The 15,212-nt window shown below is 71.2% G+C and carries 13 protein-coding genes; 11 read left to right on the top strand and 2 right to left on the bottom strand.

What is annotated here, in order from left to right:
• The first annotated feature begins 10 nt into the window (after positions 1–10).
• The 5 genes from MMSR116_RS20840 (at position 11) to MMSR116_RS20820 (ending at position 6,785) form a co-directional block, all read left to right on the top strand.
• Positions 11–3,403 (top strand): helicase-related protein, encoded by a 3,393-nt coding sequence (locus tag MMSR116_RS20840; RefSeq protein WP_191991969.1) that lies wholly within the window; start codon positions 11–13, stop codon positions 3,401–3,403.
• Positions 3,404–3,415: 12 nt separating this feature from the next.
• Positions 3,416–3,709, top strand: coding sequence for an RNA-binding S4 domain-containing protein (locus tag MMSR116_RS20835; RefSeq protein ID WP_010687072.1), 294 nt, complete (start codon positions 3,416–3,418; stop codon positions 3,707–3,709).
• A gap of 444 nt (positions 3,710–4,153) precedes the next feature.
• Positions 4,154–4,492: a ferredoxin FdxA gene (gene fdxA, locus MMSR116_RS20830; RefSeq protein ID WP_010687071.1), complete on the top strand. Its 339-nt coding sequence runs from the start codon at positions 4,154–4,156 to the stop codon at positions 4,490–4,492.
• A 503-nt stretch (positions 4,493–4,995) separates the two neighbouring features.
• Entirely contained in the window at positions 4,996–5,595 is a 600-nt protein-coding gene (locus MMSR116_RS20825; RefSeq protein WP_010687070.1) for a CarD family transcriptional regulator, read from the top strand.
• Positions 5,596–5,909: 314 nt separating this feature from the next.
• Positions 5,910–6,785 carry an RNA polymerase factor sigma-32 gene (locus MMSR116_RS20820; RefSeq protein WP_010687069.1) on the top strand — a complete coding sequence of 292 codons (876 nt, stop codon included), beginning with the start codon at positions 5,910–5,912 and terminating at the stop codon, positions 6,783–6,785.
• A 166-nt stretch (positions 6,786–6,951) separates the two neighbouring features.
• Here the strand turns inward: MMSR116_RS20820 and MMSR116_RS20815 are convergent, their stop codons facing one another.
• Together MMSR116_RS20815 and secB are read right to left on the bottom strand one after the other, a co-directional pair.
• Positions 6,952–8,184 (bottom strand): MFS transporter, encoded by a 1,233-nt coding sequence (locus MMSR116_RS20815; protein ID WP_010687068.1) that lies wholly within the window; start codon positions 8,182–8,184, stop codon positions 6,952–6,954.
• Positions 8,185–8,617: 433 nt separating this feature from the next.
• On the bottom strand, positions 8,618–9,118 hold the full coding sequence (gene secB / locus MMSR116_RS20810) for a protein-export chaperone SecB (protein ID WP_010687067.1): 501 nt from the start codon (positions 9,116–9,118) through the stop codon (positions 8,618–8,620).
• Between the two features lie 327 nt (positions 9,119–9,445).
• Here secB and MMSR116_RS20805 point away from each other — a divergent pair, with 327 nt between their 5' ends.
• The 6 genes from MMSR116_RS20805 (at position 9,446) to MMSR116_RS20780 (ending at position 15,105) form a co-directional block, all read left to right on the top strand.
• A complete protein-coding gene (locus MMSR116_RS20805; protein ID WP_010687066.1) occupies positions 9,446–10,159 on the top strand; it encodes a Tim44/TimA family putative adaptor protein in 714 nt (237 codons plus the stop codon).
• An 18-nt stretch (positions 10,160–10,177) separates the two neighbouring features.
• A complete protein-coding gene (mltA, locus tag MMSR116_RS20800) occupies positions 10,178–11,359 on the top strand; it encodes a murein transglycosylase A (RefSeq protein WP_010687065.1) in 1,182 nt (393 codons plus the stop codon).
• On the top strand, positions 11,356–11,991 hold the full coding sequence (locus tag MMSR116_RS20795) for a Smr/MutS family protein (RefSeq protein WP_010687064.1): 636 nt from the start codon (positions 11,356–11,358) through the stop codon (positions 11,989–11,991). The genes mltA and MMSR116_RS20795 overlap by 4 nt, the downstream gene beginning before the upstream one ends.
• Positions 11,992–12,116: 125 nt before the next feature.
• Complete coding sequence (mutM, locus tag MMSR116_RS20790; protein ID WP_039894772.1) at positions 12,117–13,007, top strand: bifunctional DNA-formamidopyrimidine glycosylase/DNA-(apurinic or apyrimidinic site) lyase; 891 nt, start codon at positions 12,117–12,119, stop codon at positions 13,005–13,007.
• A gap of 150 nt (positions 13,008–13,157) precedes the next feature.
• Positions 13,158–14,573: an endolytic transglycosylase MltG gene (gene mltG, locus MMSR116_RS20785; RefSeq protein WP_010687062.1), complete on the top strand. Its 1,416-nt coding sequence runs from the start codon at positions 13,158–13,160 to the stop codon at positions 14,571–14,573.
• 91 nt (positions 14,574–14,664) lie between these two features.
• Entirely contained in the window at positions 14,665–15,105 is a 441-nt protein-coding gene (locus MMSR116_RS20780; RefSeq protein ID WP_010687061.1) for a VOC family protein, read from the top strand.
• Positions 15,106–15,212 lie beyond the last annotated feature (107 nt).

Genomic DNA, 15,212 nt, shown 5'->3' with positions numbered 1-15,212 from the left:
CATCGACGCGCTGCTCCGCCCCTCGCAAAGCCGCTCGCTGCCCCGCGACGTTCGCGCCCGCGGCGTCACGGCGGTCCTCGGGCCGACCAACACCGGCAAGACGCATCTCGCCATCGAGCGGATGCTCGCGCACCCGACCGGGATGATCGGGCTGCCCCTGCGGCTGCTCGCCCGGGAGGTCTACCTGCGCGTCGTCGCCAAAGTCGGCCCCGAGAAGGTCGCGCTCGTCACCGGCGAGGAGAAGATCAAGCCGGACCGGCCGCGCTACTGGATCTGCACCATCGAGGCGATGCCCCGCGACCTCGACGTGGCGTACGTCGCCATCGACGAGATCCAGCTCGCCGCCGACATGGATCGCGGCCACGTCTTCACCGACCGCCTGCTCTACGTGCGCGGCCGAGAGGAGACCCTGCTGATCGGCTCCTCGACCATGCTGCCGCTGGTCCAGAGCCTGATCCCCAACGTCCACACCACGACGCGGCCGCGGCTGTCGCAGCTCACCTTCGCGGGGGAGAAGCGGCTGTCGCGCCTGCCCCGGCGCACGGCCATCGTGGCGTTCTCGGCCGAGGAGGTCTACGCCATCGCCGAGCTGATCCGCCGCCAGCGCGGCGGCGCCGCGGTGGTGCTGGGCGCGCTCTCGCCCCGGACCCGCAACGCCCAGGTCGAGATGTACCAGGCCGGGGACGTCGACTACCTCGTCGCCACCGACGCGGTCGGGATGGGCCTCAACCTCGACGTCGACCACGTCGCGTTCGCGGCCAATTGGAAGTACGACGGCACCCGCTTCCGCAAGCTCACCCCCGCCGAGATGGGCCAGATCGCCGGCCGTGCAGGACGGCACCTGTCGGACGGGACGTTCGGCTCCACCGGGCGCTGCCCGCCCTTCGAGGCCGAATTGGTGGAGCGGCTGGAGAGCCACGATTTCGACCCGCTCCGCATCCTGCAGTGGCGCAACCCGGACCTGAGCTTCGGCAGCCTGGAGGCCCTGCAGGCGAGCCTCGACGAGCACCCGCGCGAAACGGGTCTGACCCGCGCCCCCATGGGCGAGGACCAGCAGGCCCTCGAGATTCTGATGAAGGAGGACGACGTCCGCGACCTCGCCCGCAGCCCGGCCGGCGTGCGCCGGCTCTGGGACGTCTGCGGCGTGCCGGATTATCGCAAGGTCCACCCGCAGGTGCACGCCGATCTGGTGGCGCAGCTCTATCGATTCCTGATGAAGGGCATGGCGGGCCGCATCCCCGACACGTGGTTCGCCGAGCAGGTGGCGATGATCGACCGCACCGACGGCGACATCGACACCCTGTCGCGCCGGATCGCCCAGGGACGCACCTGGACGTTCGTCGCCAACAGACCCGACTGGCTGCGCGACCCGGAACATTGGCAGGGCGAGACACGTCGGGTAGAGGACAGGCTGTCCGACGCCCTGCACGAACGCCTCGCGAGCCGCTTCGTCGACCGGCGCACCAGCGTCCTGATGCGGCGCCTGAGAGAGAACACGATGCTCGAAGCCCAGATCACCGCCGACGGTGACGTCACCGTCGAGGGTCAGCATGTCGGCCACCTTCACGGATTCCTGTTCGTTCCCGATGCCAGCGCCGAGGGCCACGAAGCCAAGACCCTGAGGAGCGCCGCCGAGAAGGCGCTCGCGGGCGAGATCGAGGCACGGGCCGACCGATTCGCCGGCACGGCCGATTCGACCCTCGTGCTCGCGCACGACGGCACGATCCGCTGGACCGGGGCGCCCGTCGCCAAGCTGACCCCCGGCGAGAAGCTGTTCGCCCCGCAGATCCGCCTGCTGGCCGACGAGAGCCTGGCCGGTGCGCACCGCGAGAAGGTCGAGGCGCGCCTCGACGCGTGGCTGAAGGCCACCATCGTGCGGCTCCTCGGCCCGCTGATGGAGATCGAGACGGCGGCCGACCTCACCGGGCTCGCCAAGGGCATCGGCTATCAGGTTGTCGAGGCTCTGGGCGTGCTGGAGCGCTCGAAGGTGGCGCAGGAGATGCGCAGCCTCGATCAGGATGGCCGCGGCGCGTTGCGCCGGCACGGCGTTCGCTTCGGTGCCTACCACATCTTCCTGCCGGCCCTGCTGAAGCCGGCGCCGCGCACCCTCGCGGCCCAGCTCTGGGCCCTGCGCAACGGCGGACTCGACCAGCGCGGCCTCGACGAGATCGCGCATCTCGCCGGCTCCGGACGCACGTCCATCAAGGTCGACCGCGAGATCGCCAAGGGCCTCTACCGGGCGGCCGGCTTCCGGGTGAGCGGCGAGCGGGCCGTGCGGGTCGACATCCTGGAGCGGCTCGCCGACCTGATCCGCCCGGCGATCGCCTACCGTCCCGGCACGACCCCGGGTGCCCCGCCGGATGGCACGGCCGACGGCGACGGTTTCGTGGCCACGGTGGGCATGACCTCGCTCGTCGGCTGCTCGGGCGAGGACTTCGCCTCGATCCTGAAGTCCCTCGGCTACAACGCGGAGTCGCGTCCCGGTCCGGCGATCACGGTGCCACTCGTTCCGGCGGCCGCCACGACGCCGGCTGCGGCACCGGCCGCCGCCGAGGTTTCTCCGGAGGCCGAGGCGGCCTCCGAGGAGGCTGTCGCCGCGCAGGCGGACGCGGCCGAGCCCGTCGGGGAAGGGCCCGCGGCGGAGGAATCCGCGACGGCCGAGGCTGCGGAGGGCGGCGCGGTCGGAACCGAAGCTGCCGCCGCCGCGGACGAGCCGGTGGCGGTCGTTGCCGAGCCGGCGCCCGCCGAGATCCCGCCTTCGGAGCCCGCGGCCGAGGCGGCCTCCGACGAGCCGGCGGCGGAAGCGTCCCGCGGCACCGACGCCCCGGCCGAGGAACCCGTCGCCGAATCGGACCAGCCCGCCGAGGCCTCTGCGGAGGCCGCAGAGCCCGCCACGGCCGGGACCGAGGCCGCCCCCGAGACGTCAGAGGCGGAGCCGGCCGCGCCCCCCGCGGAAGCGGGCGCAGAGGCTGCGAATGCGGAGGGCGAGCAGGCCGCCGAGGCCCCTCAGATCGAGGTTTGGCGTCTGCAGCGCCATCAGCGCCCGGCCCACCAGCGTCCTCAGAATCGTCCGCGCGGGGCCGGTCGCGGCCGCGACGGCGGCCAGCAGGGGCAGCACCCCGGGCAGGGACGCCCGGAAGGCGGCCGGCCGGAGCATCGCCGGGCTGACGGTGGCGAGGGCGGACCACGCCCCGGGCGGGATCGTGGCCCTCGCCGCGACCGCTTCGAAGGTGGCCGGCCGGAGCGCCGGGACGATCAGCGCGGCGCGGAGCAACGCCATGCCGGGCCGCGTCCCGACCAGCGCCCCCCGCGCCGGGAACGGGCGCCGGATCCGGATTCACCCTTCGCCAAGCTGGCTGCGCTCAAGGCACAGCTCGAAGCCGGCGACGGCGGGAAGCGCTGACCGCCGCCGCGCATGCGGGAGGATCGGCAGCGTCTCGACAAATGGCTCTGGTTCGCGCGCTTCGCGCGGACCCGTTCCCTCGCGGCGCGGCTGGCTTCGGACGGTTTCGTCCGGGTCAACGGCAGTCGGACCGAGAACCCGGCGAAGGGCATCGGCATCGGCGACGTCGTGACGGTCGCGGCGCCGCACGCGACGCTGGCGGTACGGGTGCTGGGCCTGGGGGTGCGGCGCGGGCCCGCTCCGGAGGCGCGCCTGCTGTACGACGATCTGTCGGGGGGCTCCCCGCCGCAGGACCCGTCGCTGTGAGGAGATCGGCGATGGCCGACGGCGGCGAGGCGAAGCTGCGGGACGTGGTCGAACTGGCAGGAACCAGCCGGCCATCAGGTCGGCCACCGCGTCATCCTCGGACTGCGGAGGTGGCCCCGAATTCCAGAACCACGCCGGGCATCCAGTGCGGCGCCGTCGGCGGATCTGAATACCGGGCTCGCCCGTCGTGCCTCACGTAGAGAGGGCCGCCGTCGCTGACCGCGTTCGTGTCTGGAAAGCCGCCGTCTCGGGAGTTGAAATCTTCGCCCCGCTGCGGCGCCCGCGCGCTTGTCAGCCCGTGAGGCACGGTCTAGAGCCGTGGCCTCCGAAGCCCGGCTCCGCGCCGAGCGTCACCGGCGTCCCGCTTACCGAGCGCCACCCGGGCGAGCGGACCGCTCCAGGGCTCCGCCCGGGCCAAGTCGTGTTTTAGGACGAAGACATCCGATGACCTACGTCGTCACCGACAATTGCATCAAGTGCAAGTACACGGACTGCGTCGAGGTCTGTCCGGTCGATTGTTTCTATGAAGGCGAGAACATGCTCGTCATCCACCCGGACGAGTGCATCGATTGTGGCGTCTGCGAGCCGGAATGCCCGGCCGAGGCGATCAAGCCGGACACCGAATCGAACCTCGACACGTGGCTGAAGTTGAACGCCGACTACGCAAAGTCCTGGCCCAACATCACGCAGAAAAAGGAAGCTCCCGCGGACGCCAAGGAGTGGGACGGCAAGAGCGGAAAGCTCGAGGCGCACTTCTCGCCGAACCCCGGCTCGGGCGACTGATCAGAGCGGACGGTCCTCACGATTTCGGCATCCCCCGCTCCGGGCCGGGCAAGTCCGGGGACATCGTCCAGGACGGACACGGAATTTCGGAACGAAGAAGGCCTGCACAGCGCGAAGCCCTGATCCGCTCGAGGGGCATTTCTGTCCCGGCGCGCCAGTGTAAAACTCTTGGTCGCAGCGCTGAGCTCGCGCATGCGTCTTCAGGGATGCTTTGATCTGCGCGCCGGATTGTGGTAGACAATCCGCCTGCCGTCGCTCGCGCCTGACGTGCTTCCTCCAGCTGAAACACCTTCGATCTTCGTGGGTTAGGAGTGGTACGCGATCGACCGCCGAGGCACACTTCGGCGGACGATCCAGGCTTGTGCACGGCCGCGCCGGGGATGTCCTGGATTTCGCCTCGGGCGCGATCATGGGAAGCGGCGAGGCAAACCGGGTGTCCCGCCCGGAACAACACGGTTTCGCGCGGCGTCGAACGGCTGCGCGCCAGTGGAGGCCCTTCTCGCATGACCACAGCCAAGAAGACGACGACCGCAGGCCGGCAAGGTTTCAAGACCGGCGAGGCTGTCGTGTATCCGGCCCACGGCGTCGGTCGCATCACCGCGATCGAGGAGCAAGAGATCGCGGGCTACAAGCTTGAGCTGTTCGTTGTGTCGTTCGAGAAGGACAAGATGGTCCTGCGCGTCCCGACCGCGAAGGCCAACAGCGTGGGCATGCGCAAGCTGGCCGAGCCGGAGCTGGTCAAGAAGGCCCTGGATCTGCTGACCGGCCGCGCCCGGATCAAGCGGACCATGTGGTCGCGCCGCGCCCAGGAATACGAGGCCAAGATCAACTCGGGCGACCTGCTGGCCGTCACCGAGGTTGTGCGCGATCTCTACCGCTCCGAGGCCCAGCCCGAGCAGTCCTATTCCGAGCGGCAGCTCTACGAGGCGGCCCTGGACCGGATCGTCCGCGAGATCTCGTCTGTGAACCGCATCACCGAGACCGAGGCGCTGAAGCTGATCGAGCAGAGCCTCGCGAAGTCGCCCCGCCGGGCCAAGAGCGAGGCGGAGCCCGAAGCCGAGGGTGAGACCGACGGCGACGACATCCAGGAAGAGGCCGCCTGAGCCCTGCTCACGACGGCACGACCCTCGAACCCGGCCCTGGCGGCCGGGTTTTTTCTTGCTTCGTGCGGACTTGCCCACATGACCAAGGCGAATTTGGTCCGAACGGCACTGGACGATCCATCGCCCGAGCCCATGTCATCCCGATGGAACACGTGATCGTGGTCGATCCGCTGTCGCATTCTGGGGCAGTGACGCGGAACTTTCGTGTTTCGCCTTCCGTTGTCGGTTGCCTGGCGTCGCCCCTGGGAGGCGCCTGCGCGCCGGACTAGCAGGTCCGGCGCCGCAACAGCACTCGACAACAAGAGGCAGGCGGGATGGCTGAGATCGCGGGAATTCGACGGCAGTTCATTCGGACTGCGATGGAGGCGCCCTTCCTGGCGCGGGAGGAAGAGCGCGGCCTCGCCGTTCGCTGGAAGGATGACCGCGACGAGCGCGCCCTTCACCGCCTGATCTCGGCCCATATGCGCCTCGTCATTGCTCTGGCGGGGCGTTTTCGTCACTACGGTCTGCCGATGGCCGATCTCGTCCAGGAAGGTCATGTCGGCCTGATGGAAGCCGCCGCCCGGTTCGAGCCGGAGCGGGATGTCCGCTTCTCGACCTACGCGACGTGGTGGATCCGGGCCTCGATCCAGGACTACATCCTGCGCAACTGGTCGATCGTCCGCGGGGGCACCTCCTCCGCGCAGAAGGCCCTGTTCTTCAACCTTCGCCGGCTGCGTGCCCGCCTCATGCAATCCACCGAGGAGCATGTCGGCGACGAGATCCACCGCCGCATCGCCAGCGCCATCGGCGTCTCGCGGGACGATGTCGCCCTGATGGACGCGCGCCTGTCCGGCCCGGACATGTCGCTCAACGCCCCCGTGGGCGAGGACAGCGACGCCTCCTCGGAGCGGATGGATTTCCTGGTCGACGGCGCCGATCTGCCGGACGAGACCGTGAGCGCCACGGTGGACGGCGAGCGCCGCCTCGGCTGGCTCCAGCAGGCCCTGACAGTTCTGTCCGAGCGCGAGTTGCGCATCCTGCGCGAGCGCCGGCTCGCCGAGGATCAGGCCACCCTGGAAGCCCTCGGGCAGCGCCTCGGCATCTCGAAGGAGCGCGTCCGCCAGATCGAGAACCGGGCCCTGGAGAAGCTGCGCCGCGCCCTCGCCGACCGCTTCCCCGCCGCCACCGGCAGCCCCCATATCGGCTGAACCGAGGCGGAGAGACATCGGAACGAAGCCCGGCCCCGGCCGGGCTTTCGCGTTTCAGGGCGTCTCGGTTCCCGCCGTCATCGCGCGCAGCGAAACGACCCCAAGCCGCGGAACAGGCCCGAACGTGGCGCCGGCTCGGATCGCGTCGTTCCGCTCACGTAGACCGTCAAGTCCCCTGCACGGCCGCGCTGCGGCGCTCTTGCCGACGGCGCCTCCGTCCGGGCTCGGGCGTCGCATCGAGCCAGATCACGAGCGCCAGGGCGACGAGAGCCGGCACCCCAAGGGCGAGAAACGAGCCCGTCCAGCCGAACAGCCCGTAGGACAGGCCACCGTACCAGCCCGACAGGGCACCACCCACTCCCTGCACCGCGTTGACGCTGCCGAGCGCCGTCTGCGTGCGCCCGGATCCCCAGGTCAGGTCCGCGACGACCACCGGCACCGCGACCCCGACGATCCCGGAGGCCACGCCATCCAAGACCTCGGCGGCGATGAGCCAGACCGGATCGTCGATCAGGCCGGACAGGAGCGCCCGCACCGGCAAGACCGCGAAGGCGACCATCAGGAGCTGTCGCCGCCCGCGCTTGTCCGCGAGGGACCCGGCGAACAGCGCCACCGGCACCATCACCAGCTGCGCCACCATCACGTAGCGCGCCGTCCAAGTGGTGGCGTCGGCGGCGGTGGCCACGAGCTTCTGGCCGAGCAGCGAGAGCATGCCGCCATTGCCGAGATTGAACAGCGTCAGCGCCACCGTGAGCACGAGGAGCCGGCGATTGCCCAGGACCTGTCGCAGGCCGCTGCGCGCCGGCTCGTCCTCCTCGTCCTCCTTCCAGCCGACCGCGCGACGTCGGTTCCAGGCCCTGGCCGGTGTCGTCAGTGTTGCGACGATCGCCGCGACCGCCATTCCGCCCAGCACCCAGAAGGCGATCGCAGGCCCGAACGTGGCGGTGCCCAGGCTGATGCCGCCGGCAGCGGCGAGGATGCCGACGTGGTTGAAGGCTTGGTTGCGGCCCTGCTGCTTGGGAAACTGGTCCTTCCCGACGATCCCCAGGGTCAGGGCTGCCACCGCCGGCAGCAGCAGCGTGCCGCCGGCCGCAGCGAGGAGTTGCGCGGCCAGCACGGCCGGCAGGCTTCTGGCCGGAAGCAGCAGCAGCGTGCCGGCCAGGATCGCGCCGCAGGCGAGCCCGATCAGCAGGCGGGGCCGGGGGTACCGGTCGACCAGGGCGCCGAAGGGGCCGCTGAGGAACAGCGTGCCGAATCCGACCAGGGTGATGACGAACCCGATCCGGGCCGGACTCCACCCGGCAGATTGCGCCAGCCATGTTCCGAGAAACGGTCCCAGGCCGCCCTGGATGTCTCCGATGAACAGATTGATCAGGGCGAGGTGAGCGGTGGGAGCCATGCGATCCTGGAGCCGTAGCGGGCCCCGCACCTGGACTCGGGACCCGCCACGGTCAAGCCCGGAACGGCAGTGCCGCACCCCGGATCCGACAGCTCCTGTGCGCTCGGGATCGGGTTCCCGCCCGACCAGAGCCCGCTCCCGACGGACCGCTGCTTCGGCGAGACCTCGCTGTGGGCTCGAAGGTGCCGCATCACCACGAGGCCGGTGGTCGGAGAGGGGCGATTTCGGCGCCTGGACTGTCCGCCACCGTCGAGGCCGGGCTCGCCGTGGCAGCGCGCCGCGGAGACTGGCACGCTGTCCGGCCAAGCCGAGTTACCGCGGAGCTGGATCGTGCTGCGCGCTCCCCGTCTCGACGGGCGCCCCGCGAATGCTCTGCGCGCGCTCGCGGCGGCTCCTCGCGGTAACGGCCGCTGACGCGCCGCCGGGCGCGACGTCAGGAGGCCAGCGGACCCTGCGCGCCCTGCTGCTCCACCATCCGCTGGCGGTAGAGGCTGACGAAGTCGATCGGATCGATGTACAGGGGCGGGAAGCCGCCGTTGCGCACCGCCTCGGCCACGATCTGGCGCGCGAACGGGAAGAGCAGGCGCGGGCACTCGATCATCACGGCCGGATGAATCTGGTCGGCCGGGATGTTCACCAGGCGGAACACGCCCGCATAGGTCACCTCGAAGGCGAACAGCACATCGTTCTGGACCTTGGCGTCGCCCTCGAGCTTGAGTTCGACCTCGAAATCCGTCTCCGAGAGCTGCGACGCGTTGACGTTCACCTGGATGTTGATCTGCGGTCCCTGCCCCTCCTTGGGCTGCAGGGAACGCGGCGCGTTCGGGTTCTCGAAGGACAGATCCTTCGTGTACTGCGCCAGGGCGTTGATCATCGGAGCATCGCCCTGCGGCATGCCGCCGCCGTTGCCGTTCGCTGCCGGAGAGTCGGCCATGCGGATCATCCTTCTCGATCAGCCGGCGAGGCCGGCGCGGGTTTTCTCAGCGGGAGCCGCCGGAACGCGCCGCGGAACTACCCAAACCGCAGGGCCGCTAACACGCGCATCGTGCCTGGACAAGCGAGCTGGCGTGGCGCTGGCGACGGCGGCACCCGCGACCCATATCCGATGCGGGAACGCGTTTTGCTCGGGGACAACCGGCTCGCCCCCGGCGCGTTGGTCGGATATGAGTCGCCAGGACCCATGCGCGCTTAGCCGGCGCCGCACCGCGCAGGACTTGAGCAAGGGGCACAGGGTCCCACCGCGGCCACCATCGGATCGGTGATGCAGGACAGTTTCGACGTTACGACGATCATCTTTCTCGCGCTCGCGGTCTTCGTGATCTGGCGTCTGCGCTCCGTGCTCGGCCAGAAGACCGGCGCGGAACGCTCGCCGTTCAAGCCCGTCGATCGCAGCCGCACCGAGCCCCAGACGCGGACGGACGGGGACAATGTCGTGCGCCTGCCCGGCGCTGACCGGGTGCAGCCCGCCTCGGCCCCCGCCGCCGCGCCGCGCGACTGGCGCGGCATCGCCGAGCCCGGCTCGGAGGTGTCCCGCGGGCTGGAGGCCTGCGTGCAGGCGGAGCCGAGCTTCGATCCGCGAGCTTTCCTGGAGGGTGCCAAGTCCGCCTACGAGGCCATCATGATCGCCTTTGCCAAGGGCGACAGGAAGACCTTGCGCGGACTCCTGTCCAAGGAGGTCGGCGAGGCGTTCGAGCGGGCCATCGCCGAGCGCGAGCGCAACCGGCAGACCCTGGAGACCACCTTCGTCTCCATCGACAAGGCCGAGATCGTCGCCGTCGAGGTGCGCAACCGCGTCGCACAGATCACCGTGCGCTTCCTGTCGAACCTGATCACCGCCACCCGCAATGCCGAGGGCAAGGTCGTGGATGGCAGTGCCGAGACCGTGGTCGAGGTGCCCGACGTCTGGACCTTCGCCCGCAGCCTGGGCTCCCGCGATCCGAACTGGCAGCTCGTGGCCACCGAGGCCGGCGCCTGACTTCGTGACAGCCTTGCCGTGCCGATCCCGCGTGCTTGGTCCGGAATCGTCCCGGCCGTCCTCCTCGCCCTGCTGACTCAGGCATCGACCGCCGCCCCTCAGCGGGTCGGCGGCGCGGTCCTGACGCCCGTCGCCCCCGAGACGCTGCCGGGCTTTCCCGGTCCGGAGCCTGCTGCGGCGCTGGACGCCTTTCGCCGCGTCTGCGCCGCGCCACCGCCCGCCCTGCCGCAGCCGGCGGGCGTCGCGGGCGATCCCGCCGCCCTGGCCGAGGCCTGTGCGGCGGCCGCGGGCGACCGGGGGGATGCCGCCGCCTTCTTCCGGGAGCATTTCGACGCCTTCCGCGTCGAGCGGCCCGGTTCCGAGCGCCCCGGCTTCCTGACCGGCTACTTCGAGCCGGAACTGACGGGCTCCCTCGAGCCGGGGCCGAATTTCACCGCACCGGTCCTGGCCCGCCCCGACGACCTCGTCTCTCTCGGCCCCGGCGAGACCCGGCCGGGTCTGGACCCCAACCTGCGGGCCGCCCGCGCCACTGCGGACGGCTTCGCGCCCTATCCCGATCGGGCCGCGATCGAGGACGGGGCGCTGGGATCGAGGGCACGGCCGATCCTGTGGCTGCGCGATGCCGTCGACCTGCTGGTCCTGCAGGTGCAGGGCTCCGGACGCGTCCGCTTGCCGGACGGGCGCGCCGTGCGGGTCCTGTACGACGGACGGAACGGACGGCCCTACACGGCGGTGGCCAAGCTGATCGTGCAGGAGGGGCATCTGCCGCTGGAGGGCCTGACCCTGGCCCGCTGGACGGGTTGGCTGCGCGAGCACCCGGACATTGCCCGGCGGCTGATCCGTGCCAATGCCTCCTACATCTTCTTCCGCCTCGCCGAGGTGGCGGATCCCACCCTCGGCCCGCCCGGGGCCGCCAACGCGCCGCTCAGCCCCGGCCGCAGCTTGGCCGTCGATTCGACCCTGTGGCGCTACGGGCTGCCGTTCTGGCTCGCGGGACCGCTTCCGGGCGCGGCGCCGGGCGAGACCGGACGGATGGTCGTCGCCGCCGATACGGGTTCGGCCATCGTCGGACCGGCCCGCGGCGACCTCTTCGTCGGGACCGGCGATGAGGCCGGCGTCGCAGCCGGGAACCTGCGCGACGCCATCGGTTTCGTGGTGCTGCTGCCGAAACGCCTCGCCCTCCGCGGGGACGCGCCGTGAGAGCGCCGCGCCGCGGGCGGCGCCTCACCGCCGGCGAGGCGCGGCTCTGGGACGCGATCGCCAAGCTGGTCACACCGCTGCCGGGCCGCGCACCGCCAGTTCCCGAGACCGCCCCCGCCCCGGCGAGCCCAACCGCCACCATGCCGGCGCTGACGGCCCCGATCCTGAAGCCGAGCGCGCCGCCGGTCGCCAAAAGGCCGCGCGCGAAAACCCCGCCGAAGCCGGCGCCCGAGCCGCCGCGGCCGGCGACGGCCGCACCCTACCAGGCGCCGCCCCAGCGCCACGCCCCGAGCCCGGGACTGGAGCGGACCGCAAAGGTCGGTCTGCGCCGCGGGCGATTGGCGATCGAGGCGCGGATCGACCTTCACGGGATGGTGCAGGCGGAAGCCCACGCCGCGCTCACGGGTTTCCTGCTGCGGGCGCGGGCCGCCGGCCATGCCTACGTGCTGGTGGTCACGGGCAAGGGGGGGCCGGGCTATTCGGAGGCCTTCGCCGAGCGCGGGGTTCTCCGCCGCAGCGTCCCGCACTGGCTGCGCGGTCCGGACTTGCGCGGGATCGTCGTCGGCTTCGAGGAGGCCGCCCGCCATCATGGCGGCGGCGGCGCGCTCTACGTCCGGCTGCGGCGGCGCTAGCGGGCGGGGACGCGGACCCGGCGCAGGAACCGGCCGCGCGACATCGGCGCCGTTGCCATGGCGGCCGTACCCGCCGATATCCGGGACCGGCGCGCGAGGCGCCGCACAGGCAAGCCGCGAGAGAGATGCCCGAGCTTCCCGAGGTCGAGACGGTCAGGCGGGGTTTGGCCCCCGCCATGGTCGGCGCCCGTTTCAGCCGCATCACCCTGCGGCGGCCCAACCTGCGCTTCCCGTTTCCGGATCGGTTCGCCGCGCGGCTGGAGGGACGGGCGGTCACGAGCCTCGCCCGCCGGGCGAAATACCTCACCGCCGACCTCGATTCGGGCGAGACGCTGATCATGCATCTCGGCATGAGCGGCCGGTTCGACGTGGCGCTTCCCGACGGCCGCAATCTGTCCCCCGGGGACTTCTACCTGGAGGGCGCATCGGGCACACCCAAGCACGACCATGTGGTGATGGCGATGAGCACCGGCGCCACCGTCACCTACAACGACGCGCGCCGCTTCGGCTTCATGGACCTCGTGCCGAGCCGCGATCTCGCCGCCTGCCGCCACTTCGCCAGGATGGGGATCGAGCCCCTCGACGGGCTCACCGGAGCGGTGATCGCGCGGCTCTTCCGCTACAAGATCGCGCCGCTGAAGGCCGCGCTGCTGGATCAGCGTCTCATCGCCGGCCTCGGCAATATCTACGTCTGCGAGGCCCTGCACCGGGCGCGCCTTCACCCGGAGGCCCCGGCGGGCAGTCTCGCGAAGCCTGACGGTCGCCCGACACCGAAGGCCAACGCCCTGGCGAAGGCGATCGTGCAGGTTCTCGAGGAGGCGGTGGCGGCCGGCGGCTCCACCCTCCGCGACTACGTCCACACGGATGGCAGCGCCGGCGCCTTCCAGCACGCCTTCCGGGTCTACGACCGCTTCGGGCTGCCCTGCAGCCGGCCGGGCTGCGGGGGATCGGTCGCCCGGATCGTCCAGGCCAACCGCTCGACGTTCTACTGCGCGACCTGCCAACCCCAGGCCTGAGCGCGACGAACCGACGTCACTGCAGCGCGAGACGGCATTTTCGCCACAAACCCGACTAGGGTCTCAGACCTCGACGTGCGCACCCGGTCGCGGGCAGCCGATCCCGGCCCGCGACGCGTGACGGGTCGCACGGGCCCAGACAGGATCCCGATGTTCTTCCGCCGCTCCAAGTTGCCCGCGCCCGAGCGCATCACGCAGGATCCGACGGACGAGCCGGCGCTGCCGCAGCGGCTCTCGCCGCGCTCGCCCGGCGAGGCGATCAAGCCCACCGTCGCGCCTCCGCCTCCGGAGAAGCCCGAGCGCGAGCGGAGCGGGTTCGTGGGACTCGTCAGCGGGGCGCTGACCTTCGCGGTGGTCATCGCCATCGCGGCGATGATCAGCATCACCCTGTTCCAGCGGCAGGTGCGCGAGCCGGGCCCGCTCACGGCCGACAAGGTCGTGGTGATCCCGACCCACAGCGGCACCGGCGAGATCGCCGAGACCCTGAAGCGCGAGGGCGTGATCGACCATACCGGACTGTTCGAGTTCGCCGCCCGCTTCGGCGGCCGGCCGGCACTGCGGGCCGGCGAGTACGTGTTCAAGGCCCATGCCAGCATCGCCGACACCCTCGACACCATCGCCACCGGCCGGCAGGTGCAGCACGCCATCACCTTCCCGGAGGGCCTGACCTCCGAGCAGATCGTGGGCCGCCTCAACGACAACGACGTGCTCACCGGCGAGATCAACGAGATCCCGCCCGAGGGTTCGCTCCTGCCCGACACCTACAAGTTCGAGCGCGGCGCCACCCGCCAGCAGATCGTCAACCTGATGAAGGCCAAGCAGCGCGAGGTGCTGAACCAGATCTGGCTGCGGCGCAGCGCCGACGTGCCGGTGCGGACCCCGGCCGAGATGGTCACCCTGGCCTCCATCGTCGAGAAGGAGACCGGCCGCGCCGACGAGCGCCCGCGGGTGGCCGGCGTGTTCATCAACCGCCTCAACAAGCGGATGAAGCTGCAATCCGACCCGACGATCGTCTACGGTCTCGTGGGCGGCCGCGGCACCCTCGGACGGGGCATCCTGCGCTCCGAGATCGATCGGCCGACGCCCTACAACACCTACGTGATCGAGGGCCTGCCCCCGGGCCCGATCGCCAATCCCGGCAAGGCCGCCCTGGAGGCGGTGGCCAACCCGTCGCGGACCAAGGATCTCTACTTCGTGGCCGACGGAAGCGGCGGACACGCCTTCGCCGACTCGCTCGAAGGGCACCAGCGCAACGTCGCCCGCTGGCGCGCGGTGGAGAAGAGCCGTCAGGCGCCGCCGGACGCCGTCGACAAGGTCGAGCCGGGCCCGGATCCGGCGACGCCCGGGCGCGCCTCGGCCTACGCGCCGGGCGGTATCCCCGCCTCGAACGGCGTCAACACCAACGCGGCCTTCGCCCTCGACACCGGCACGCCGGGCTCGCGCGCCTTCGACGCCTCCGAGGGCACGCGCCTCGATCCGCTGAAGAACCGCAGCTACGACCTGGGTTCGCCCAAGACCGTTCCGGCGCTCAGCGAACCGACTGCGGCGCCGCGCGGACGACGCTGACCTTCGCCCGGGGGTCCGCGGCCGCGCCGGTCCGAGCCTCCTGTATGGAACGCTGTATCCGCGCAGCGTTCCGTGAGACGAGGAGAGACCCGTGCCCAAGATGATCTTCGTGAACCTGCCCGTCGAAGACGTCGAGCGCTCGGCCGGCTTCTACGCGGCGCTCGGTGCGACACGGGACGCCCGTTTCTCCCAGCCTGGCACGGCCGCCGCGATGGTGTTCTCCGACGCGATCGTGGTCATGCTGCTCAGCCACGCGCATTTCGCCGGGTTCTCCCCCCGTCCGATCGCCGACGCGCGGTCCGCCACCGAGGTGCTGGTCTGCCTGTCGGAGGAGAGCCGCGCGGCCGTCGATGCCAGCGTGGACCGGGCCGTCGCCGCCGGGGGGCGCGCCGACCTCCGGCCGAAGCAGGAGATGGGCGAGGTCATGTACGGCCGGACTCTCGAGGATCTCGACGGCCACGTGATCGAGCTGATGTGGATGGACGTCGCGGCCATGACGGCGGCCATGACGAAAGACCAACCGACGGCGTGATCCGGGGCGCCGCGCCCCCGTGCCGGCGCCGCGACGCGCGTCATCCGCGGCCCGACCGGTCGACCGGCCTCTTCCCCCCGCTGAGATCCGTGCTACAGGCCCCGATC

The sequence above is a fragment of the Methylobacterium mesophilicum SR1.6/6 genome (genome assembly GCF_000364445.2).
GTDB lineage: Bacteria > Pseudomonadota > Alphaproteobacteria > Rhizobiales > Beijerinckiaceae > Methylobacterium > Methylobacterium mesophilicum_A.
Note: the sequence above shows the minus strand (reverse complement) of the source record. Positions and strands in the feature narration are given on the sequence as shown.

Bases quoted from the DNA above. Each gene is read 5' to 3' on its own strand.
- MMSR116_RS20835 (WP_010687072.1), top strand. From the start codon at position 3,416: ATGCGGGAGGATCGGCAGCGTCTCGACAAATGGCTCTGGTTCGCGCGC.
- fdxA (WP_010687071.1), top strand. From the start codon at position 4,154: ATGACCTACGTCGTCACCGACAATTGCATCAAGTGCAAGTACACGGAC.
- MMSR116_RS20825 (WP_010687070.1), top strand. From the start codon at position 4,996: ATGACCACAGCCAAGAAGACGACGACCGCAGGCCGGCAAGGTTTCAAG.
- MMSR116_RS20820 (WP_010687069.1), top strand. From the start codon at position 5,910: ATGGCTGAGATCGCGGGAATTCGACGGCAGTTCATTCGGACTGCGATG.
- MMSR116_RS20815 (WP_010687068.1), bottom strand. From the start codon at position 8,184: ATGGCTCCCACCGCTCACCTCGCCCTGATCAATCTGTTCATCGGAGAC.
- secB (WP_010687067.1), bottom strand. From the start codon at position 9,118: ATGGCCGACTCTCCGGCAGCGAACGGCAACGGCGGCGGCATGCCGCAG.
- MMSR116_RS20805 (WP_010687066.1), top strand. From the start codon at position 9,446: ATGCAGGACAGTTTCGACGTTACGACGATCATCTTTCTCGCGCTCGCG.
- mutM (WP_039894772.1), top strand. From the start codon at position 12,117: ATGCCCGAGCTTCCCGAGGTCGAGACGGTCAGGCGGGGTTTGGCCCCC.
- mltG (WP_010687062.1), top strand. From the start codon at position 13,158: ATGTTCTTCCGCCGCTCCAAGTTGCCCGCGCCCGAGCGCATCACGCAG.